The 21,536-nt window shown below is 69.8% G+C and carries 14 protein-coding genes; 5 read left to right on the top strand and 9 right to left on the bottom strand.

Translation table 11 applies throughout. The features are described 5' to 3' along the window. Positions 1–69 precede the first annotated feature (69 nt). Positions 70–1,902, bottom strand: a complete 1,833-nt coding sequence (locus ACFYP5_RS30745) for an ABC transporter substrate-binding protein (protein ID WP_389042042.1) — start codon at positions 1,900–1,902, stop codon at positions 70–72. A gap of 282 nt (positions 1,903–2,184) precedes the next feature. Here ACFYP5_RS30745 and murQ point away from each other — a divergent pair, with 282 nt between their 5' ends. Then, a complete protein-coding gene (gene murQ / locus ACFYP5_RS30740) occupies positions 2,185–3,093 on the top strand; it encodes an N-acetylmuramic acid 6-phosphate etherase (protein WP_389042041.1) in 909 nt (302 codons plus the stop codon). Between the two features lie 62 nt (positions 3,094–3,155). On the opposite strand, the gene ACFYP5_RS30735 is transcribed toward murQ, so the two are convergent. Beyond that, on the bottom strand, positions 3,156–4,103 hold the full coding sequence (locus tag ACFYP5_RS30735) for a MurR/RpiR family transcriptional regulator (RefSeq protein WP_389042040.1): 948 nt from the start codon (positions 4,101–4,103) through the stop codon (positions 3,156–3,158). A gap of 86 nt (positions 4,104–4,189) precedes the next feature. Next, a complete protein-coding gene (locus tag ACFYP5_RS30730) occupies positions 4,190–5,266 on the bottom strand; it encodes a serine hydrolase domain-containing protein (RefSeq protein ID WP_389042039.1) in 1,077 nt (358 codons plus the stop codon). A gap of 136 nt (positions 5,267–5,402) precedes the next feature. Here ACFYP5_RS30730 and ACFYP5_RS30725 point away from each other — a divergent pair, with 136 nt between their 5' ends. The 3 genes from ACFYP5_RS30725 (at position 5,403) to ACFYP5_RS30715 (ending at position 11,243) form a co-directional block, all read left to right on the top strand. Continuing rightward, the gene (locus ACFYP5_RS30725) at positions 5,403–6,323 is read left to right on the top strand and encodes a GNAT family N-acetyltransferase (protein WP_389042038.1); all 921 of its coding nucleotides are present in this window, start codon (positions 5,403–5,405) and stop codon (positions 6,321–6,323) included. Between the two features lie 67 nt (positions 6,324–6,390). Beyond that, positions 6,391–7,923 carry a glycoside hydrolase family 3 N-terminal domain-containing protein gene (locus ACFYP5_RS30720; RefSeq protein ID WP_389042037.1) on the top strand — a complete coding sequence of 511 codons (1,533 nt, stop codon included), beginning with the start codon at positions 6,391–6,393 and terminating at the stop codon, positions 7,921–7,923. A gap of 293 nt (positions 7,924–8,216) precedes the next feature. Continuing rightward, the gene (locus tag ACFYP5_RS30715) at positions 8,217–11,243 is read left to right on the top strand and encodes a carbohydrate binding domain-containing protein (protein ID WP_389042036.1); all 3,027 of its coding nucleotides are present in this window, start codon (positions 8,217–8,219) and stop codon (positions 11,241–11,243) included. Positions 11,244–11,305: 62 nt separating this feature from the next. Here the strand turns inward: ACFYP5_RS30715 and ACFYP5_RS30710 are convergent, their stop codons facing one another. The 6 genes from ACFYP5_RS30710 to ACFYP5_RS30685 all read right to left on the bottom strand — a co-directional run bounded on the left by ACFYP5_RS30710 (position 11,306) and on the right by ACFYP5_RS30685 (position 18,502). After that, entirely contained in the window at positions 11,306–12,388 is a 1,083-nt protein-coding gene (locus ACFYP5_RS30710; protein WP_389042035.1) for an aldose epimerase family protein, read from the bottom strand. A gap of 124 nt (positions 12,389–12,512) precedes the next feature. Then, complete coding sequence (locus ACFYP5_RS30705; RefSeq protein ID WP_389042034.1) at positions 12,513–13,547, bottom strand: LacI family DNA-binding transcriptional regulator; 1,035 nt, start codon at positions 13,545–13,547, stop codon at positions 12,513–12,515. Positions 13,548–13,635: 88 nt separating this feature from the next. Beyond that, entirely contained in the window at positions 13,636–14,700 is a 1,065-nt protein-coding gene (locus ACFYP5_RS30700; protein WP_389042033.1) for an ABC transporter permease, read from the bottom strand. Continuing rightward, positions 14,697–15,671 (bottom strand): ABC transporter permease, encoded by a 975-nt coding sequence (locus ACFYP5_RS30695; protein WP_376268052.1) that lies wholly within the window; start codon positions 15,669–15,671, stop codon positions 14,697–14,699. The genes ACFYP5_RS30700 and ACFYP5_RS30695 overlap by 4 nt, the downstream gene beginning before the upstream one ends. Beyond that, positions 15,668–17,308, bottom strand: a complete 1,641-nt coding sequence (locus tag ACFYP5_RS30690) for a sugar ABC transporter ATP-binding protein (protein WP_389042032.1) — start codon at positions 17,306–17,308, stop codon at positions 15,668–15,670. Before ACFYP5_RS30690 ends, ACFYP5_RS30695 begins: the two co-directional genes overlap by 4 nt. Before the next feature lie 108 nt (positions 17,309–17,416). Beyond that, entirely contained in the window at positions 17,417–18,502 is a 1,086-nt protein-coding gene (locus ACFYP5_RS30685) for an ABC transporter substrate-binding protein (protein ID WP_389042031.1), read from the bottom strand. A 521-nt stretch (positions 18,503–19,023) separates the two neighbouring features. Here ACFYP5_RS30685 and ACFYP5_RS30680 point away from each other — a divergent pair. Further along, a complete protein-coding gene (locus tag ACFYP5_RS30680; protein WP_389042030.1) occupies positions 19,024–21,474 on the top strand; it encodes an RICIN domain-containing protein in 2,451 nt (816 codons plus the stop codon). The last annotated feature ends 62 nt before the right edge of the window (positions 21,475–21,536 follow it).

Below are 21,536 nucleotides of genomic sequence, written 5' to 3'. Positions count from 1 at the left end.
CCTGGTGCGGCTGCCGCCCCGCGGTGTTGCGCCATACGGAAGTCGCCAGGTGGGGTCACCCGGCCTGGATCACTTGCCCTTGGCCTGGATGTAGCCCTGCATCATCCACACGCCGGGCTGGTTGGCGAGGATGTCGTCCTGCCCGGACTTCGGCCAGTTGGTGAAGTTCTTGTCGTAGGTGAACTTCACGTTGGTGTAGTCCCAGATCGGGATGACGGGAAGTTCCTGGTTGGTGGCCTGGACCAGCTGCGTGATGACCGGCTTCTTGGCCTCGATGCCGAGGCCGGCGAGGCTGGCCGTGAGCTGACCCGGGTTGATGGTCTTCCCGTCGAGCGTGAAGGTCTCGTCGCCGTGCATCCAGTTGCCGTCACCCTTCTTCTCGGTGTGGGTGACCTTGTTGCCGTTGGCGACGAAGCCGTCGCTCTCGCCGTACAGGCGCTGGAAGTTCTGGCGCGGGTCGGCGCCGACGGCGGTCAGCCACCAGCCGACGTCGAACTTCTCGGCGGCCATGTCCGTCTGGTAGGCGCCGAAGTCGGCGGAGAGGGCCGGCTTGGTCTCGATACCGAAGGCGGTGAGCTCGTTGGCGACGACGGTGGAGGCGGCGATCCAGTCACTGAAGCCGTTGACGGTCTGCAGCGTGATCTTCCACTGCTTGCCGTTCGCCAGGTACCACTTGCCGCCCTTCTGCTTCAGGCCTGCGCCCTTCAGCAGCTCGGCGGCCTTCGCCTCGTCGTGGGCGTACGGGTTGAGCTTGCCGACCGCGTCGGCGCCCAGCCACTGCTCGGTCGACTGGCGGATCATGCCGGCGGGCGCGGTGGAGGCCATGCCGCCGACCGGCTGGCCCACCTTGGTGATGGCCTCGCGGTCGAGGATGTACGCCAGGGCCTGGCGCACCTCCTTCTTGTCGTACGGTGCCTTGCTCTGGTTGAAGGCGATGGAGGCGTTGACGTAGGAGGTACCGTCGGCGCGCTTGTAGCCCTTGGCCAGGATCTGGTTCAGGACGTTCGTCGGGATGGCGGTGAAGGGCGCGGCGTCCAGGTCACCGTTCTTCATGAAGCCCCAGATCTGCTCGTTGCCGGAGTAGTGGCGGATGACCACCTGGCTCGGAGCGATCTTGTCGAGGGCGAAGAAGTACTTGTTGCGGACGAGGATGGCCGAGCCGGGGTTGACGCGCTTGACCACGAACGGGCCGGCCGAGACGTCGTTCTTCGGCGCGAAGGCCGCGATGGCCTTGCCGGTCTCGTTCAGCTTGTCGACAGCGGCCTGGGCGTCCTTCGCCTTGGCCGCGTCCACCTGCTGGCTGGCCGCGATGGTGTCCCAGATGTCGGCCGGCACGAGGTGGCCGTAGACCGACTTGGGGACGATGGACTGGCCCAGGATCTGCTTCGCGAAGTTCGCGTTGTTGGTTCCGGCGGCCTGCTTGAACTCGATGTCGTACTTGCCGACAGAGGTCACGGAGGCGACGTTGAGGCCCTCGCTCAGCTGGCCCGAGCCGACCGAGGCGGTGCCCTGGGTGAGCGCGATGGCCATGGACATCTTGATGTCCTCGACGGTGACCGGCTTGCCGTCGGACCACTTGGCGTCCGGCTGCATGTGCGCGACCAGCGTGTCGCCCTTGATCTCCCAGCTCTTGGCAAGGCCCGGGAAGGCGTCGTTCGCGTCCATCGGATTCTTCTTCTCGAACCCGAGGCGCATCGAGTTGTAGCTGAGGAACGTGTTTCCGTTCGGGCTGTACGGGTTCATCGGCGTGCCCGGGGTGATCGGGTTGTTCGCGTCGACCGTGGTGAAGACGCCACCGCCGTTGGCGCCGTTCTTCGCACCGGAATCCGGTGCGCACGCGGCGAGGGAACCGAGGGTCGCGAGGGCGGCGGACGCTGCGACGAAGTGCTTGAACCGGACCATAGCGCGTGGTCTCCGATCGGCAGACAGAAGTGGAGTGTGTGGGACAAGGCCTGGGGGGTGTGCAGACCGTAGGAGCGGCGCCATGGGTATGTCAATGAATTGCGTTGGCTGAATCCAGTTCGTAATTTACCGCCACACGTGCGCGCCGAGATCGCCCGAATCGCGGCGAGAGGTCGACAACAGCCCCTCTCGTGCTGGCGAAAACTTACGCTCAACTTTCAATTGATGTGGCAAAGTTACGCGCGCTCGTCCGCCCCGCCCTCCCACCGAGAGGAAACCGCGATGCACCCGCAGCTTCCGGTACGAATCGACGCCCCCACCGAACGCCGTAACCCCCGCACCCGCGACATCGACGACGTGCCCACCCTGGAGGTGCTGCGTCTGCTCAACGCCGAGGACCGGATCCCGGCCGAGGCAGTCGCCGCAGTACTGCCCGACATGGCCCGGCTGGTCGACGAGACGGCGCGCCGGATCCGGGCCGGCGGCCGGCTGCACTACTTCGGCGCGGGCACATCGGGCCGCCTCGCGGTGATGGACGCCGCCGAGCTGATCCCCACCTACAGCCTCCCGCCCGGCGTCGTGGTCGCCCATCACGCGGGCGGACTGCGCGCCCTGGTCGAACCGGTCGAGGGCGTCGAGGACCAGGAGTCCGCCGGGGCGGCCGACGCCGCCGAGGTGGGGCCGGGCGACGTCGCGGTCGGCGTCGCCGCCAGCGGCCGCACTCCCTACGTCGGCGGCGCCCTGCGTGCCGCTCGGGCGGCGGGCGCCTTCACCGCACTGCTCAGCGCCAACCCCGGGGCCGAACTGGCGGATCAGGTGGACGTCCACCTGGGGGTGGACACCGGTCCGGAGGCGATCGCGGGCTCCACCAGGCTGAAGGCCGCCACCGCGCACAAAATGGTGCTCAACAACCTGTCCACGGCCGTGATGGTGGCGCAGGGTCGTACCTACTCGAACCTGATGGTCGATGTGGCCGCCACCAACGACAAGTTGCGCGGCCGGGTCCTCAACATCGTGGTGGAGGCCACCGGGCTGGACGAGGACCGCTGCGGCGCTGCCCTCGCCGCCTCGGGAGGGGAGCTGAAGACGGCCCTGGTCGGCCTGCTCGCCGACTGCTCCCCGCAGCAGGCGCGCGAGGCGCTGGATGCCGGCGGCGGGAGCGTCCGCGCGGCCCTGCGCACCCTCGTCTGAGAGCGTGCGAGGATGCCCCGCGACCCGGTGGGTCGCGGGGCATCCTGGTCACCGGGGGCCGGTCACTGCGGGGATCGCCGCCGGTGCACCGCCGTGTAAGTGCGCTCCAACGCACGTGTCGTACGGCTGTAGTTGCGCTGGGCCACCCCGACGAACAGGCAGTCCACCAACGTCAGCGCGGCGATCCGGCTGGACATCGCGCCGGACCGGAAGGTGGTCTCACGCCCCGCGGTGGTCAGCACGTGGTCGGCCACGTCGGCGATCGGCGAACGCGGGAAGTTGGTGATCGCGATCGTGGTGGCCCCGTTGTCCCAGGCCTCGCCCAGCGCTGCCACGGTGTCCGTGGTGGCGCCGGTGTGTGAGATGCCGATCGCCAGGTCCCCGCGGCCGAGCAGGGCGGCGGACGTGAGCGCACCGTCGGGGTCGGGCCAGGCCGTCGCCCGGCGCCCGATGCGGTGCAGCTTCTGCTGGAAGTCGAGCGCGATCAACGCGCTCGCGCCGACGCCGTACAGGTCCACCGCGCTCGCCCCGACCACCTCGTCGATGGCCCGCTCCAGGACGTGCAGGTCGAGCTGGGCAATGGTGTCCTCGACCGCGCGGGCGTCGGCGAAGCCCAGCTTGCCGACCACGTCGGCCAGCGAGTCGCCGGGCCCGATGTCGCTTCCGGCGCTGGACCAGGCGGGGCCGCTGTCCTCGCTGCCGGCCGCCGAAGCCAGTTTGATCCGCAGGTCGGGGTAGCCCTTGAGGCCCACGGCCCGGCAGAACCGGACGACGGTGGTCTCGGAGGTACTGCATTCCGCGGCGAGTTCGCTGATGGTCTTCCCGGCCACCCCGACCGGATCGGCGATCGCGGCTTCGGCGACCCGCCGTTCCGAGGGTGGCAGAGAAGGCAGCAGCGCCCGGATCTGCACCAGCACCGTCTGTGGCGGCGTCGCGCGCTCTGCGGTGGGTGCTGCGGAGCGCCGGGGGGCGTCGCCGCCTCCGCGCTGTCGGTCACGTGGGGCAGCCATGTGGGAATCCTACGGGTTCGTTGGGGTACGCGTCGCTGGGTATCCGGGATATGTACGATTCGGGCGCTTGATGCACCACTTGGCGCTCAGCCGCGCACGGGCTCGGCGCGAGCCGCCACGGCGGCGTGCACAGCACGTCGCAACTCCTTCGCCCGCGCCCCGCGTCCGTAGTGCACCGCGTTGGTCAGCAGCACCACCCAGATCCCGGTGACCGGGTCGAGCGCCAGGCTGGTGCCGGTGAAGCCGGTGTGCCCGGCGCCGGTCGCGGGCCAGTGCGGGGACATGTGGTCCCAGACGTCGCCGGGCAGCGTCCAGCCCAGCCCCCGTGCGCCGTCCATCCCCACCGTCTGCAGGCTGAGCGCCTCGGAGCGGGTGCGGGCCGACAGCGGCGACTCGTCGGTCAGCCAGCAGGCACGAAGGTAGTGCGCGAGGTCCGGCGCAGTGCCGAACAGGCCGGCGTGCCCGGCCACGCCGCCCAGGCTCTCGGCGTTCTCGTCGTGCACCACACCACGCTTGGGCTCTCCGCCGGGCGGCGCCTCGGTCGCGGCGGTGACCGCCCGCCAGTCCGCGGGCGGCAGGTAACGGGTGGCGGTCAGGCCCAGCGGGTCGAGCACCAGCTCCCGTACGGCGGTGTCGAGCTGCTGCCCGGCCACCGAGGCGACGATCTCGCCGAGCAGGATGAACCCCAGGTCGGAGTAGTTGACGGCGGTGCCGGGCAAATGATCGAGGGGCTCTGCGAGAACGGCGGCGATCCGGTCGGCCGGGCCGCCGGGAAGCTGCCAGAAGTCCCGGTGCGGAGGCAGTCCGGAGGAGTGCGACAGGAGATGACGGATCGTCACCTCACTCTTGCCCGCCCCGGTGAAACCCGGCAGGTGGCGGCGCACCGGGTCGTCCAGTCGCAACGCCCCGGTGTCGGCGAGCCGCAGCACAGCGGGCGTGGTGGCCACCACCTTGGTGAGGGAGGCCAGGTCGAAGACCGTGTCCGTGGTGACTGGACCCCCCGACGGGCCGTCGGCGGTGGTGCCGAACGCGGCGGTACGGACGGGCCCGTGCGCACCGCGACCGGTGATCAGGACGGCTCCGGGCACGACACCCTGCTCCACCGCGTTCCTGACGAGGCCTGCTGGATCGGGGAGACTTTCGGGATCTTCGCGGTCGGTCATCACGGCCTGCTTTCCGGTGGGGTGCGGGGGGCTGACAGTCCGATCATCCCGCTGGTAAATTTCCACCGCAATACCGAGCCCCGATGTCATTCACTTACAATCCGGTGTCCCCGGAGCTAACTCGAGGTGAGCAGGCATGATGAACCTTCCGGCGGCACGCACCGCGACCGAGCACGACCTGCCCGCCCTGCGAAGCCTCGCCCGCGCAGCCCTCGTTCACGACAGCGACGCCGAGGACGTGTTCGATCTGCTGTGGTCGCAGGCCGCGGGCCACCCGCAGCTGCGGATCGTCGCCGAGGAGGAGGGGCAACCGGCAGGCGTCGCCCTCGCCGCACTCCGCCCCGCCACTGCGAACGCCCCCGCCACGGGCCACGTCGATCTCGTCGCCGTGCACCCCGGGGCACAGAGCCGCGGAATCGGCCGTGCTCTGCTCACCCGTGCGGAGGAGCTCCTCGTCGCCGCCGGGGCCGGCCGGCTGATGATCCGCGGCAGGCCTCCGTACTACGCATGGCCCGGCATCGACATCCGCTACACCCGCGCCGTCTGTCTGGCCGAATCCAGTGGCTACACCCGGGGCCCCGAAGGCCTCAACCTGGGCGTCGACCTGCGCACCGCCCCGCTCGGCACCGCCGAGGACGAGGCGCGCCTGGCCGCTGCCGGGGTGCAGGTCCGCCGCCTCGCACCCGCGGACGAGAAGCCGTTCCTCGCCTGGATGAACCAGTGGGGCGGCTCCTGGGACGGAGAAGCGGCTCGCGCCCTGACGTACTCCCCTCCGCGCGGCCATGTCGCCGTCCGCGAAGGGGCCGACGGCCCGGTCTACGTCGGCTTCGCCTGCCACGGCGTCAACCGCCGCTCCTGGTTCGGCCCGATGGGCACCGAATCCTCGGAACGCGGCCTCGGCGTCGGCACCGTGCTGCTCCGCCGCTGCCTCGCCGACCAGCGCGCGTCCGGACTCGACCAGGCGGAGATCGGCTGGACCGCCCCCATCCACTTCTACGCCCGCGCCGTCGACGCACAGCTCGGCCGGGTCTTCTGGACCTACAGCAAGGACGTCTGACCTCCCGGTGGCCCCGACCGCCCGGGCCGCGCCGAGGAACCGACCGCCCAGCCCGAGAGGAACCACCATGCCGCCCACCCCCGCCCCCCGTCCCGCCCGGGCCGACGGTGAACTCCTCACCCTCGCCGACCGAGTGCTGCAGCCCGGCTTCCGTGGCACCACGGCCCCCGACTGGATCCGCCGCCGACTGGCCGGCGGACTCAGCTCGGTCCTCCTCTTCGGCCCCAACATCCGGGACCGCGCGCAGACCGCCGCGCTCACCGACGCCCTGCGCGCCGAGAACCCCGAGGTACTGATCGCCGTCGACGAGGAGGGCGGCGACATCACCCGGCTGGAGGCCGTGACCGGGTCCTCGTATCCGGGCAACCTCGCCCTCGGCATGGTCGACGACCCCGAACTCACCGCCGCCGTCGCCACCTCCATGGGCGGCGAACTGCGCGCCGTCGGCATCGGCCTCGACTACGCCCCGGACGCCGACGTCAACTCCAACCCCGACAACCCGGTCATCGGCGTCCGCTCCTTCGGCGCCGACCCCACGCTGGTCGCCCGGCACACCGCCGCCTGGGTGCGCGGGCTGCACGACGCGGGGGTCGCCGCCTGCGCCAAGCACTTCCCCGGCCACGGCGACACCGACACCGACTCCCACCTCGACCTGCCCACCGTCGCCATGGACGCCGACCGCATCGCCGAGCTGGCCCTGCCGCCGTTCCGTGCCGCTCTCGCCGCCGGCGCCCGCGCGGTGATGACCGCCCACCTGCTCATCCCCGCCTACGACCCGGATCGCCCCGCCACCGTCAGCCCCTGGGTGATCAACCGACTGCTGCGCGAGGAGCTGGGGTTCGACGGACTCGTCATCAGCGATGCCATCGAGATGCAGGCGGTCCGCGCCCGCTACGGACTGGCGGGCGCGGCCGTCCGCGCACTGTCCGCCGGGGTGGATCTCATCTGCCTCGGTGACCGGTCCGGCGACATGGAGTTCGCCGGCCTGCGGGCCGCCGTCGCGGACGCGGTGCTCTGCGGCGAACTCCGCGAGGAGCGGCTCGCCGAGGCCGCGGCCCGTACCGCCGAGTTCGCCACCTGGCAGCGAGCCCTGGCCGGGTCCGTTCCCGCGCCGTCACCCGATCGGGCGCTCGGACTGGCCGCCGCGCGCCGCGCGCTGCGCGTCAGCGCCGATGACCCTGCCGCGCTGCCGCTGCAAACCCCTGCCCTCCTGGTTGAGTTCGGCGTCCCCGGCACCGTGGTCCAGGGCGACGCGGTGCCGTGGGGTCTGGGTCCCGCCCTCACCGCGCTGATGCCAGGAACCGTCCGCACCACCCTGCCCGCCCTCGCCCCCTTCGACCCGGCACACGCCGACCGGATCCTCGCCGAGGCCGCGGGACGGCCGCTTGTCCTCGCCGTCCGCGACGCCCACCGCCGGCCCGCCGTGCGGGACTGGCTGCGTGTGCTGCTCGCCCGCCGTCCCGACGCGATCACGGTGGAGCTCGGCGTCCCGCACCCCGGCCCGGGCGGCGCCGTCCGTATCGACACCCACGGCGCCGCCCGCGTCTGCGGGCAGGCGGCCGCGGAGGCCCTCGCAGGGCGGACGCTTCCCGGAGTGTGACCTTCGCTGTGCTGTGATGCCGGCCGGCCCGGCCGGCATCACAGCACAGCGTGGTGCCGGCCGGTCGCGACCGGCCGTGCCGCGACTCTTTACGTACCTGTCGTGCACGGGTAATTTCCTGACCGCAAAAGATTGCAGCAAAATTCTGACAGCTCTTGCTGACGGGATGCACTGCTCGCCCGAACCCCGAGGCGCGTCAGGGTTCTCCGGCGGGACCGCGGTTGCTCGATGAGCAGCCGCGCTCTTGGCTGCCGCGGCCCACCGGCCGCTGCCCTCCCCCTGGAGATACGCATATGAGACGCTCCCCCCACCGCCTGCTGAGACGCCCCCTGGCGGCAGCCGTGGTGGCCGCCGGGCTTCTGGGGCTCCTCGCAGCGGTACCGCACCCTGACGGTCCCGCCGCCTCCGTCCCGGCCGCGGCCTCGGAGAACACGGCGACGGTCTTCTACTACACGAAGACCCGCAACTGGTCGGCGTACAACCTCCATCACGCGCCTGACGGCGGTTCGTGGACCACCGTGCCCGGCGTACAGATGGAAGCCGCGTGCACGGACTGGGTGAAGAAGACCGTGAGCCTGGGCGGTGCGAGCGGGCTCGCCGCCACGTTCAACAACGGTTCCGGGGTCTGGGACAACAACGCCGGAAACAACTATGCGTTGGGCACCGGAACCATCACGGTCAAGGACGGGGTCGTGGCCCACAGCGACCCGTGCGCCGACGGCGGCACCGACCCGACGCCCTCGCCCACCCCGGGTGACACACACACCGCGTCGGTCTACTACTCCACCGCGACGGTGGGCTGGACGACCACCAATCTGCACTACCAGCCCGAGGGCGGTTCATGGACCGCAGTCCCGGGCGTCGGCATGGAAGCGGCCTGTACGGGATGGGTGAAGCGCTCCGTCGATCTGGGCACCGCCACCAAGATGCAGGCCGCGTTCAACAACGGCAACGGTGTCTGGGACAACAACAACGGCAGCAACTACACGATCCCCTCAGGCGTTTCCACGGTCGAGAACAAGAAGGTCACCGCCGACGCCGAGGATCCGTGCGCCACCGAGCCGCCGGACACCGAAGCCCCCACCGTGCCGACGAAGGTGACCGCCGACGCCGACGGCGTGTCCGTCGTGCTGTCGTGGGAACCGTCCACCGACGACCGGGGGGTGACGAAGTACCAGGTCACCCGGACGGGCGGAGCCAAGGGCACGATGGTGACGGACGTCGGCTCCACCGTCTTCTCCGATGCGAACCTGGAGGAGAGGACCGCGTACAGCTACACCGTCGAAGCCGTGGACGCGGCGGGCAACACGTCGGCGGCGTCGACCGCCGCCACCGCCACGACCGGGGACAGGCCGGCCGCACCGGCGGCCGGAACACCGCTCGGCACCGACCCGCGCAAGGACCCGATCTATTTCGTCCTCACGGCCCGGTTCGACGACGGCGACAGCTCCAACAACCGGGGCGGCAGCCAGCATGTGAAGTCCGGCAACGCGGCGAACAACGACCCCATGTTCCGAGGTGACTTCAAGGGCCTGGTCGACAAGCTCGACTACATCAAGGGGCTCGGCTTCTCCGCCGTCTGGATCACTCCGGTGGTGCTGAACCGATCCGACTACGACTACCACGGCTATCACGGCTACGACTTCTACAAGGTCGACGCCCGCCTGGAGTCCGCGGGCGCCTCGTACCAGGACCTGATCAACGCCGCCCACGCCAAGGGCATGAAGATCTACCAGGACGTCGTCTACAACCACTCCTCGCGCTGGGGCGCCAAGGGTCTGTTCACCCCGACGGTCTACGGCGTCCGGGACGACCAGTGGAGCTGGTACTACGACGAGCGGAACGAGGGCTTCGAGTACGACGGTCTGAGTGTCGAGTCCAAGTCCGGGAAGTCGTACTACAACGGCGATCTCTGGTCGACCGCGGAACCGTCCGGTAACACCTGTGTCAACTGGGGCAAGCCGACCGGCGGCACCTCCGCCGAGGGATACAGGATCTACAACTGCCAGTGGCCGAGCCCGACTTCCGGCATGTTCCCGAAGGCTTACTACCACAACTGCTGGATCGGGAACTGGGAGGGTGAGGACTCCCGCAGCTGCTGGCTGCACGAGGACCTCGCCGACTTCAACACCGAGAGCGCTCCCGTCCAGAACTACCTGATCGGCGCCTACGACAAGTACATCGACATGGGGGTCGACGGCTTCCGTATCGACACCGCCGTCCACATTCCCCGCACCACCTGGAACCGCCGCTTCCTGCCCGCGATCCAGGAACGCGTCACGTCGCGGTTCGGCGCGGAGGCCGCAAAGAACTTCTTCGTCTTCGGCGAGGTGGCCGCCTTCGTCAACGACAAGTGGAACCGCGGCTCGGTCAACCACTCGGCGCAGTTCTACACCTGGAAGGAGCGCAAGGAGTACGACGCCGACGACGCGAAGGCCGCCCTGGAGATGTACGACTACGAGCAGCAGCAGGGCACCGGGGCCCAGCCCACCTCCACCAACGCCTTCCTGAACGGAAATGCCTACCACACGCCGGACCACAGCCGGTTCTCCGGCATGAACGTCATCGACATGCGGATGCACATGAACTTCGGGGACGCCGCCAACGCGTACAACAACGGCAAGGACTCCGACGACAGTTACACCGACGCCACGTACAACGTGGTGTACGTCGACAGCCACGACTACGGGCCCAACAAGAGCAGCGAACGCTACTCCGGCGGGACCGACGCATGGGCCGAGAACATGTCCCTGATGTGGACGTTCCGCGGCATCCCCACCCTCTACTACGGGTCGGAGATCGAGTTCCAGGCGGGCAAGAAGATCGACTGCGGGCCCACCTGCCCGCTGGCGACCACCGGCCGCGCGTACTACGGCGACCACCTCACGGGCACGGTCGAGGCATCCGACTTCGGCAAGGTCTCCTCGGCGACCGGCGAGGTCGCCAACACGCTCGGCAAGCCGCTGGTCAAGCATCTGCAACGGCTGAACGAGATCCGGCGGGCGGTGCCGGCCCTCCAGATGGGCCAGTACTCCACCGACGGCATCACCGGCTCGATGGCCTACAAGCGCCGCTACACCGACACGGCGAGCGGCGTCGACAGTTTCGCCCTGGTGACCGTCACCGGAGCGGCCACGTACACCGGCATCCCCAACGGCACCTACAAGGACGCGGTGACCGGGGACACCCAGGTGGTGACGGGCGGCACCCTCGCCGTCCCGGCACCGGGCAAGGGCAATCTACGGGTGTACGTACTAGACCTCGGCGGCAGGAACGCGGCGCCGGGCAGAATCGGGACCGACGGTCCCTATCTGAAGTAGGGGCGGGAAGCGACAGGCGTGACGGGCGTGCTCCGGGCACGCCCGTCACCCGCTGCGCCGGCTCAGCGCGCGGACGCGTCGAGGTGCGGGAACCGGAACTCGGTCCGGCTGCGCGCGACGTCCCCGGGCCGCAGCACGGTGCTGGGGTAGGCGGAGCGGTTGGGTGAGTCGGGCAGGTGCTGGGTCTCCAGGCACAGCGCGCCGTGCCGCTCGTGGCGCCGGCCTGCGGTGTCGGTGAGCGAACCGTCGAGCTGGTTGGCGGTGTAGACCTGGATCCCCGGTTCGGTGGTCCAGACCTCCAGGATCCGGTCCGTCGTGGGGGCGGTGAGCCGGGCGGCCCGTCGAAGGTCTTCCGGGGTCCCGGGCGCGCGGACGATCCAGCAGTGGTCGAAGCCGCCCGCCATGCGCAGCTGTTCGTCCGGCAGCGCGATCCGCTCCCCGATGGTCTGCGGGGCGGTGAGGTCGAACGGCGTGCCGCGCACGTCGGCGGCGGGGCCTTGCGGGATGCCCTCCGCGTCGACGGGCAGGTAGCTGTCGCCATCCACCTGCAGCGTGTGGTCGAGGATGTCGCCCTCCGCGGTCAGGGCGAAGTAGGCATGGTTGGTGAAGTTGACGACCGTGGGGCGGTCGGTGGTCGCGGTGTAGTCGAGGGCGAGTGTGCCCGCGGTGTCGAGGGTGTAGGTCACGGTGACGTCGAGCGCTCCGGGGAATCCCATGTCGCCGTCGGGGCTGTGCAGGGTCAGCCGGACGACCGCGGTGTCGTCGCTGGTGTGACCGGTGGCCTGCCACATTCTGGTGTGGAAGCCCTCGGGGCCGCCGTGCAGTGCGTGGCCGCGGTCGTTGGCGGGGATCTCGTGGGCGGTCCCGTCGAGGGTGAAGCGGCCGTGGGCGATGCGGTTGGCGAAGCGGCCGATGAGAGCGCCGAAGAAGGGGTTCTTCCCCGTGTAGTCGTCGAGCGTGGCCAGGGACCGTACGACCGAAGCGGCGGCTCCGTCGGTGTCGGGCACGGTGAGGCTGTGCAGGATGCCGCCGTAGGTGAGGATCTCGGCCTGGACTCCCGTACCGGAGTCGAGTGTCCAGACATCGACGTCGGTGCGGCCGTGGGCAGCGCCGAACGGTTGGTGGTGCACGGTGGGGCGAGGCATCGGAGATCCTTCTTCGGAGAACCTGGTGACGGGCGGCGGACCAGGCAATTTTAGGGACAGGCCCCGGACAGGCCCGGGGGTGTCAGGCCGGCGGGCCCGGCTCGACCGGCCGGACGGGACCCCCTCAGGGTCCGGACTGCTCGGCGGGCGGCCGCAGCACGGTCGATTCGCGGACGATGAGCCGGTAACCGGGGCGGGGCCGTCGAGGTTCGGGTACCGGACTGCCGGAGAGCCGTTCGACGAGACTGTCGACGGCGAGCCGGGCGATGGCTTCCTTGTCCGGTGCGATGGTGGTGAGTGTGGTGGCTCCGTACAGGCTCTCCTCGATGTTGTCGAAGCCGACGACTGCGACGTCGTCGGGAACCCTCAGCCCGCGCTCGGAGAGGGTGCGCATGGCACCGATGGCGATGAGGTCGTTGTACGCGAATACGGCGTCGGGCCGTTCGCCGCGGTCGAGGAGGGCCGCCATGGCGACGGCCCCGTCCTCGCGGCCGTATCCGTCGGTGACGACGACCAGGGACTCGTCGGCCTCGATGCCCGCGGCGGCGAGCTCCTCGCGCCAGCCCCGAAGCCGCAGGTGGGCGGGCTGACGCTCGCGTCCGGTGCGTGAGCCGAGGAACGCGATCCGGCGGTGCCCCAGGTCGATGAGATGCCGTACGGCTTCGCGGGCGGCCGCCACGTTGTCGATCGCGATGTGGTCGTAGGGGGCCTCGTACTCACGCTCGCCGAGCAGGACCAGTGGGGCCGTCTCGGTGCGCGCCATCAGGTCCTCCGTCTCCAGATGGATGGGGCTGAGGATGAGGCCGTCGATGACATGGGACCGGAAGCCCTGGCTGACCAGGAGTTCCTTCTCCCGGAGGCCGCCGGTGTGGTCGACCAGCACGGTGTAGTCGTGCCGGGCCGCCGCGTCGACGACCGCGCCGGCCAGCTCCGCGAAGTACGGGTTGCCGAATTCGGGCACGGCAAGGGCGATGATGCCGGTGCGGCCCTTGCGCAGATGGCGTGCGGTGAGGTTCGGACGGTAGCCGAGCTCGTCGATGGCCTGCTGCACCTTGGCACGCATCTTGGGTGTGACGTGCTGATAGTTGTTCACCACGTTCGACACGGTCTTGATCGACACGCCCGCCCGTTGCGCAACGTCCTTGAGGCTGACGCCCACGGCACTCCCTGACTCGACTCGGCGCGCGGTGTCGCGCATGGGATCGCTTGCTCCGGCCCGGGACCGGCGGACCCGGGCCCGGCACGGTTCAGGTGGTTCTGCGGCTACGCGCCAGATAGCTCTGTGCCACGACGACAACGATAAGGAACCCACCGCTGACCACCGACTGGTAGGAGGAGTTCAGCGAGCCGATCTGGTTGATCAGATTCTGGATGACGGCGAGCAGCAGTACACCCCAGAGCGTGCCGCTGATCGATCCGGCGCCGCCGATGAGGAGGGTGCCGCCGATGACGACGGCGGAGATCGCGTCCAGTTCCATGCCGACGCCGATGATGGTGACGCCGGAGGACAGTCTGGCCGCGTTGAGCGCTCCGGCGAGTCCGGCCAGCAGACCGCTGAGCGTGTAGACGAGCATCTTCGTACGGGCGACGGGGAGGCCCATCAGGGTGGCCGCGTCGCTGCTGCCGCCGACGGCGAACAGCGTCTGTCCGAACGAGGTGCGCTGCAGGAGCAGACCGCCGCCGCCGAACAGCACCAGCGCGATCAGGATCGGATGGCCGAAGCCCCAGATGCTGCCCTGCCCGAGCTCGGCGAAGGCGGAGTCCTTGGGCACCAGGTACGTGGTCGCACCCTCGTCGGTGAAGGCGAGGAGGATGCCGCGGGCGGCGAGCAGGGTGGCGAGCGTGACGATGAACGGTGCCATCCCGGCGCGGGCGATCAGGAATCCGTTGAGCAGACCGATCGCCGCACACACCAGGAGCGGTACGAGCAGGGCGGGCAGGAGACCCCACTGCGAGGCCCAGGCGGCGAGTACTCCGCCCAGGGCGAAGACGGATCCGACGGACAGGTCGATACCACCCGTGATGATGACCATCGTCATGCCGAGGGCGACGACGGCGAGGAAGGACGCCTGCACGGTCACGCCACGGGCGTTGTCCAGGGTGGCGAACGTCGGATACACGAACGAGGCGACGATCACGACCGTGAGCAGTACGGCGAGCACGCCCTGGCGCTGCACGAGTTCGGCGAGGCGCTGTGCGCGGGTCGGCCCGGTGCCGCCGGACGGCGGGCGGGGCACGCCGCGGCCGGCGGACGCGGGCGACTTCTGCGGCGCGAGCGCCGGGGCTGCGGGGGCGGGTGTGGTTTCGTTCATCGGGACCGACGCTCCCGGGCGACGTAGACGGCGGCGATGATGATCGCCGCCTGGGCGATCTGTGCGGTGGAGTCGGGCAGGTCGTGCTTGACGAGGGTGGCCCTCAGCAGCTGCATCAGCAGGGCGCCGGCGACGGTGCCGAGCACCCGGATGGAGCCGCCGTTCAGCGGGGTGCCACCGACGACGACGGCCGTGATGGCGGAGAGTTCCATGAGGGTGCCGAGCGAGGAGGGGTCGCTCGCGGTGAGCCTGGCGGTGGCGAGGATGCCGGCCAGGGCGGCGAGCACCCCGCAGAGCACGTACACCCCGATCAGTACGCGCCGGACGGGCAGCCCGGCGAGGGCGGCGGCGGGCCGGTTGCCTCCGACGGCGACGATCTGACGGCCGAAGGTGGTGCGCTGCACGAGGAACGCGACGGCGACGGCGAGCACTGCGGCTATCAGCACGACCAGCGGGATGCCGAGGAAGGACCCGGTGCCGAGCGAGAGCAGGTCGGGGTTGACGATCTGCTTGAGCTGACCGTCGGCCATGACCAGGGCCAGTCCCCGGCCGCCGACGAAGAGGGCGAGCGTGGCGACGATCGGCTGCAGCCCGATCAGCGAGACCAGGGCCCCGTTGACGGCTCCGACGACCGCTCCGGCGAGCAGCGCGACGGCGAGCGCCGGCACGAGCCCGTATCCGAGGTAGAGCGGGAGGAGGGCGGCCGCCAGCGCCATGGTCGAGCCGACGGACAGGTCGACGCCCTCGGTGCCGATGACCAGGGCCATGCCGAGGGCGACGATGACGATGGGGGCGACCTGGACCAGCTGGGTACGGAGATTGTCGGCGGTCATGAAGTGCTCGGTGAACACGGCGTTGAAGACCAGCAGCACGGCCACGGCCGCGTACACGCCGTACTCCTGGTACCACGCGGGGTTCCGCAGCCACGCGAACGGACGGGCGGGTGAGGCGAGTGTCGCCTGGGTGGTCATCGCGGGTCCTCCTGAGCTGCCGGGGCCTTCCCGGTGGGCGCCGGCGCCGGATCCACGTCGGGGCGGGGCGCCGGTGAGTGGTCGGCGAGCACTTCGAGCAGTTGGCTCTCGCCTACGTCGTCGCCCGTCAGTTCGCCCGCGACGGATCCGCCGCGCAGGACGACGATGCGGTCGGCGCCCTCGATGAGTTCCTCGATGTCGGAGGAGATGAGCAGGACGGCCAGCCCCTCGCCGGCGAGGTCGTCGATGAGGCTCTGGACCTCGGCCTTGGCGCCGACGTCGATGCCACGTGTCGGCTCGTCGAGCAGGAGGACTTTGGGCTCCAGGCAGAGCCAGCGGGCGAGGAGGACCTTCTGCTGGTTGCCGCCGGAGAGCTCACCGACCTTCTGCTCCGGGCTTGCCGCCTTGATCCGCAGTCGTTTCATGAAGATGTCGACGATGCGGTCCTGCTTGGCGCGGGAGACCACACCGGCGCGGGACAGGCGGGGCATGGCGGCGAGCACGATGTTCTCGCGCACGGAGAGGCCGGGGACGATCCCTTCGGCCTTACGGTCCTCGGGCAACAGACTGATGCCCGCGCGGATGGCGCCCGCGGAGGTGAGCCGGCGCAGCCTGCGGCCGCCGACGGTGAGCTCGCCGGCGTCCAGACTCAGGGCGCCGGCCAGTGCCTTCGCCGTCTCGCTGCGGCCCGAGCCGAGAAGGCCGCCGAGTCCGAGTACCTCACCGGCGTACAGCGACAGGGATATGTCGTGGAGCTGGTGGTCGCGGGAGAGCCCGTTCGCGGTGAGTACGGGGGTGCGTGCGGCGTCGTGTCCCTCGGCGGCGAAGCTGGTCGTGCCGTTGCGGCGGACCTCGGCCAGGTCGCGGCCGAGCATCATCGAGACGAGTTGCATGCGGTCGAGGTCGGCGAGGTCGCCGGTGTGGATGTGGCGGCCGTCGCGGAGCACGGTGACGCGGTCGCAGATCCGGTAGAGCTCGTCCATGCGGTGGCTGACGTAGAGGACGGCGATGCCCTGGCCCCGCAGGTTCTCGATGACCCGGAAGAGCGTCTCGACCTCGCGCGGTTCGAGCGAGGAGGTGGGCTCGTCCATGACGACGACCCGGGCGTTGACGGAGACGGCGCGGGCCAGCGCGACCATCTGCTGGGTGCCGATGCCCAGGGTGTGCAGGGGGCGCCGGGGATCGACACGTACGCCGAAGCCGTCCAGCAGGTCGGCCGCCTCGCGGTGCATACGGCCGAAGTCGATGAGGCCGAGGCGGTTCTTGGGCTCGCGGCCCAGGAAGATGTTGCGCGCCACGCTCATCAGCGGGACGAGGTTCACCTCCTGGTAGATCGTGGAGATACCGGCCTGCTGGGCCTCGAACGGCCGGACGAACCTGACCTGTTGGCCGGACATCCGCAGTTCGCCCTCGTCCGGCCGGTACACGCCGGTCAGTACCTTGATCAGGGTGGACTTGCCGGCGCCGTTCTCACCCACCAGCGCGTGGGTCTCCCCCGCGCGCAGGGAGAAGGTCACGTCGTCGAGAGCGACGACGCCCGGGAACCTCTTGCTCACCGAGCGGGCTTCGAGGACGGTGTCGGCCGCGGGCGGGGCAGTCGCCTCCGGTGCCCGAGGTACTGCTTCGGGTGGTGCCATGGGTCTTGGCCTTCCGCTGTTCCAAGGTGTGGGCCCGGAGCCGCCGTGGCGGGTGGGAGCGCCACGGCGGCGGTGAACCTCAGGAGTGGGTACGGGAGTCGGTACGGCTCAGTACGCGCCGCCGAGCGAGGCCTTGGCGTTGCTCTCGTCGTACGCGCGGTCGGAGATGATCACGTTCTCCGGGATCGCCTCTCCGCCGTAGAACTTCTGAGCGGTTGCGAAGGCCAGCGGGCCGAAGCGCGGGTTCGACTCGATGACGGCGTTGTACTCGCCGTTGACCAGTGCCTGAACGGCGTTGCGGGTGCCGTCGACGGAGACGATCTTGACGTCCTTGCCGGGCTTCTTCCCGGCGGCCTTCAGCGCCGTGACGGCGCCGAGCCCCATCTCGTCGTTCTCCGCGTAGACGGCGGTGATGTCGGGCTTGGACTGGATGAGCTGCTCCATGACCTGCTGCCCCTTGTCGCGGGCGAACTCACCGGTCTGCTGGGCGACGATCTCCATGCCGGGCGCCTTCGCCTTGATCTGGTCGACGAAGCCCTTGGTGCGGTCGGTGGTGACGTTGTTGCCCGACGCTCCGAGAAGGATGGCGATCTTGCCCTTGCCGCCGGTCGTCTTGATCATCGCGTCCGCGGCGCGCTTGCCCTGCTCCACGAAGTCGGAGCCGAGGAAGGCCACGTAGTCCTTGCAGGCGGTGGAGTTGACCTTGCGGTCGATGGTGAGGACGGGGACCTTCTTCGCCGCGGCCGCCTTGAGGGCCGGTTCCAGGCCGTCGGAGTTCAGGGGCGCGACGATGAGGAACTGGGCCCCCTGGGACAGCATGTCCTGGATGTCGCTGATCTGCTTGGAGAGTTGCGACTGCGCGTTGGTGGTGAGCAGCTTCTTCACGCCGATCTTGGCGGCCTCGTCCTTGATGGACTGGGTCTCGGCGATACGGAACGGGTTGGCCTCCTTCTCCGACTGGGAGAAGCCGACCACCGCGTTCTTCAGGTCCAGCTTCGGCGCGCCATAGGTCTGCAGCGAGCAGCCGGAACCCGAAGATGCCTCGGGGGTCTTGGCGGCCTGGGCTTCCTGGCTGCTGTCGCCGCCGGCGTTGTTCGAGGTCTCCGACTTGGAGCAGCCGGAGGCGGCCAGCGTGGCGGTGGCGGCGAGCAGGCAGGCCGCGGCGAGGGTACGGGTTCGACGCTGGATCATCATGCGCGGGGACGCTCCTTGGCGGGATGACGGCACACCGGCGGGCGTGCGGTCGGGGCATGGCTGGACGATGCATCAGCCACTCGGCGACTGATGTCACTGCATTCCTCACGGCCCCGCTTCGAGCTGCACGAACTGCTGCTTCCAGCTGTGGTCGTGAGAGCCTGCGCGGCCTGTCGGCGGCTCGGTTTACAACGTTATATAGGCGGTGCGGCACAGGCGGCAAGAGCGTTGTCGGTGCGTTTCCAAAATGTGTCGGCGTTGCACGCCCACGACTCCCCGAAGCCGGCCCGCGGGGGGCGAATCGATGGCGCGACACCTCTGGACAGCCTTCCAACGGCGTGCTGTCATACGGCCGAACGCCAAGTTTCCAACGTTGCAATGCAGTTGACGTCCGAGCCATGCCCGGCGCGACGGCAGTTCTTGTCATGCGCGGAAACGGCGGCCGGTCCGGGACCGGCTCGTCACGGCCGTACCACGCGTCCCCCATCCCGCTCGAGCCGCCAGAACAGGAGCTCCCCCCTATGCCCCTGAACCGCAGACAGCTCATGACCAGCGCACTGGCCACCGCGGCCGCCACGACAGCGACCGGCCGCTGGGCCACGGCCGCGACGGCCACCGAGAACCGGATGGCAGCCGCCCACGGGGGCCACTACTCCCCCAACGCCGCACCTCTGCATCCGACGGCATTCCTGAAGCTCCCGCCGGGCCGGATCACCGCACGCGGCTGGCTTGCCGGCCAGCTCAAGCTCCAGCTCGACGGGTTGTGCGGTCACTACGAGGAGTTCTCGCACTTCCTCGACTTCACCGCCACCGGCTGGGTCCGCCCCGAACTGGGCGGCTGGGAGGAGGTCCCGTACTGGCTGCGCGGGTACACCGATCTCGCGATCGTCACCGGGGATGCCAAGGCCCTGGCATCGGTACGCCGCTGGTTCGACGCGGTCCTCGCCACGCAGCAGCCCGACGGCTTCTTCGGCCCCAGGGCGCTGCGTACCTCACTGAACGGCGGCCCGGACTTCTGGCCGTTCCTCCCGCTCGTACAGGCGCTGCGCTCGTGGCAGGAGTACAGCGGGGACGGCCGCATCATCCCGTTCCTCAGCAGGTTCTTCCGCTATATGAACGCCCAGGGTCCGGGCGCGTTCAACACGAGTTGGATCGCGCTTCGTTGGGGCGACGGCCTGGACAGTGTGTTCTGGCTCTTCAACCGCACCGGTGACACCTTCCTGCTCGACCTGGCCGACAAGATCCATGCCAACGGAGCGGACTGGGGCGACAATCTGGTCAACCTGCACAACGTCAACATCGCGCAGGGCTTCCGCGAGCCCGCCCAGTACGCGCTGCGCAGTGGTTCGTCCGACGGCACCCGGGCCACGTACGGGACGTACGGCAAGGTGATGGACCAGTACGGGCAGTTCCCCGGCGGTGGCTTCGCCGGTGACGAGAACGCGCGCCCCGGCCACCGCGATCCGCGGCAGGGGTTCGAGACCTGCGGCATCGTGGAGTTCATGGCCAGCCATCAGCTGCTGACCAGGATCACCGGCGACCCGCTCTGGGCCGACCGCTGCGAGGAGCTGGCCTTCAACTCGCTGCCCGCGTCGCTTGATCCGTCGGGGCGGGCGATCCACTACATCACCAGCGCGAACAGCGTGGACCTGGACGACGTCCCCAAGAGCGGGCGGCAGTTCCAGAACGGCTTCGCCATGCAGGCGTATCTCCCGGGCGTGGACCAGTACCGCTGCTGCCCGCACAACTACGGCATGGGCTGGCCCTACTTTGTCGAGGAGCTCTGGCTCGCCACCCCGGACGGGGGGCTGGCCGCAGCCATGTACGCCGCGTGCGAGGTCACGGCAAAGGTCGCAGACGGCACGGAGGTCACCGTTACCGAGGAGACCGGCTATCCCTTCACGGACACGGTCTCGCTGACCGTGAGGACGCCGAAGCACCTGCGGTTCCCCCTGGTGCTGAGGGTTCCCGCCTGGTGCTCCGAGCCCGAGATCAAGGTCAACGGGCGCCGCGTCGGCGCGCCGGCGGGCCCGGCCTTCACCCGTATCGAGCGGAACTGGTCCGACGGGGACAAGGTCACCCTGCACTTCCCCCAGCGCACCACCGTGCGCACCTGGGCGGACAACCACGGCGCGGTGAGCATCGACCGCGGACCGCTCACATACTCGCTCCGGATCGGGGAGGAGTACCGGCGCATCGGCGGCACCGAACAGTTCCCGGAGTACGAGGTGCACGCCACCGGTGCCTGGAACTACGGGCTCGTACTGGACAAGCAGCAGCCGTCCGCGTCATTGCGGCACCGCTCCACCGGCCGCTCGCCCGGCGACAACCCCTTCACCCTCGAAGGCACGCCGCTGACCATGACCGCACGGGCGCGCCGCATCCCCGAATGGACCGCGGACGGCGAGCACGTCGTGGCACCGCTCCAGGACAGCCCCGCGCTGAGCACCGAGCCGGTGGAGGAGATCACGCTCGTCCCCATGGGGGCGGCGAGGCTGCGCATCACGGCGTTCCCGACGGCTGAACCGGACGCTCCCCGGTGGCTGTCCGACGGCTGGTTCCGGATCCGCAATCTGCACTCGGGCAAAGTCCTCGGCGTCGACAACATGTCCACCGCCGACAGCGCCCACGTCGTCCAGTTCAGCGACAACGGCACCGACGACCACCTCTGGCAACTCGTCCCCGACGGCGACGACTGGTACCGCATCCGCAACCGCCACTCCGGCAAGGTCCTCGGCGTCGACAACATGTCCACCGCCGACAGCGCCCACGTCGTCCAGTTCAGCGACAACGGCACCGACGACCACCTCTGGCAACTCGTCCCCGACGGCGACGACTGGTACCGCATCCGCAACCGCCACTCCGGCAAGGTCCTCGGCGTCGACAACATGTCCACCGCCGACAGCGCCCACGTCGTCCAATTCGGCGACAACGGCACCGACGACCACCTCTGGCAACTGCTGGCTCCGTGACCTGACGGACCGCTCCCGACAGCGGCCGGCCCGGCACCGACGGTGTTCCGTCGCTGCCGGGC

The organism is Streptomyces sp. NPDC005262, from assembly GCF_042872425.1.
Classification (GTDB): Bacteria; Actinomycetota; Actinomycetes; order Streptomycetales; family Streptomycetaceae; genus Streptomyces.
This window is presented reverse-complemented; position numbering and strand designations above follow the sequence as displayed.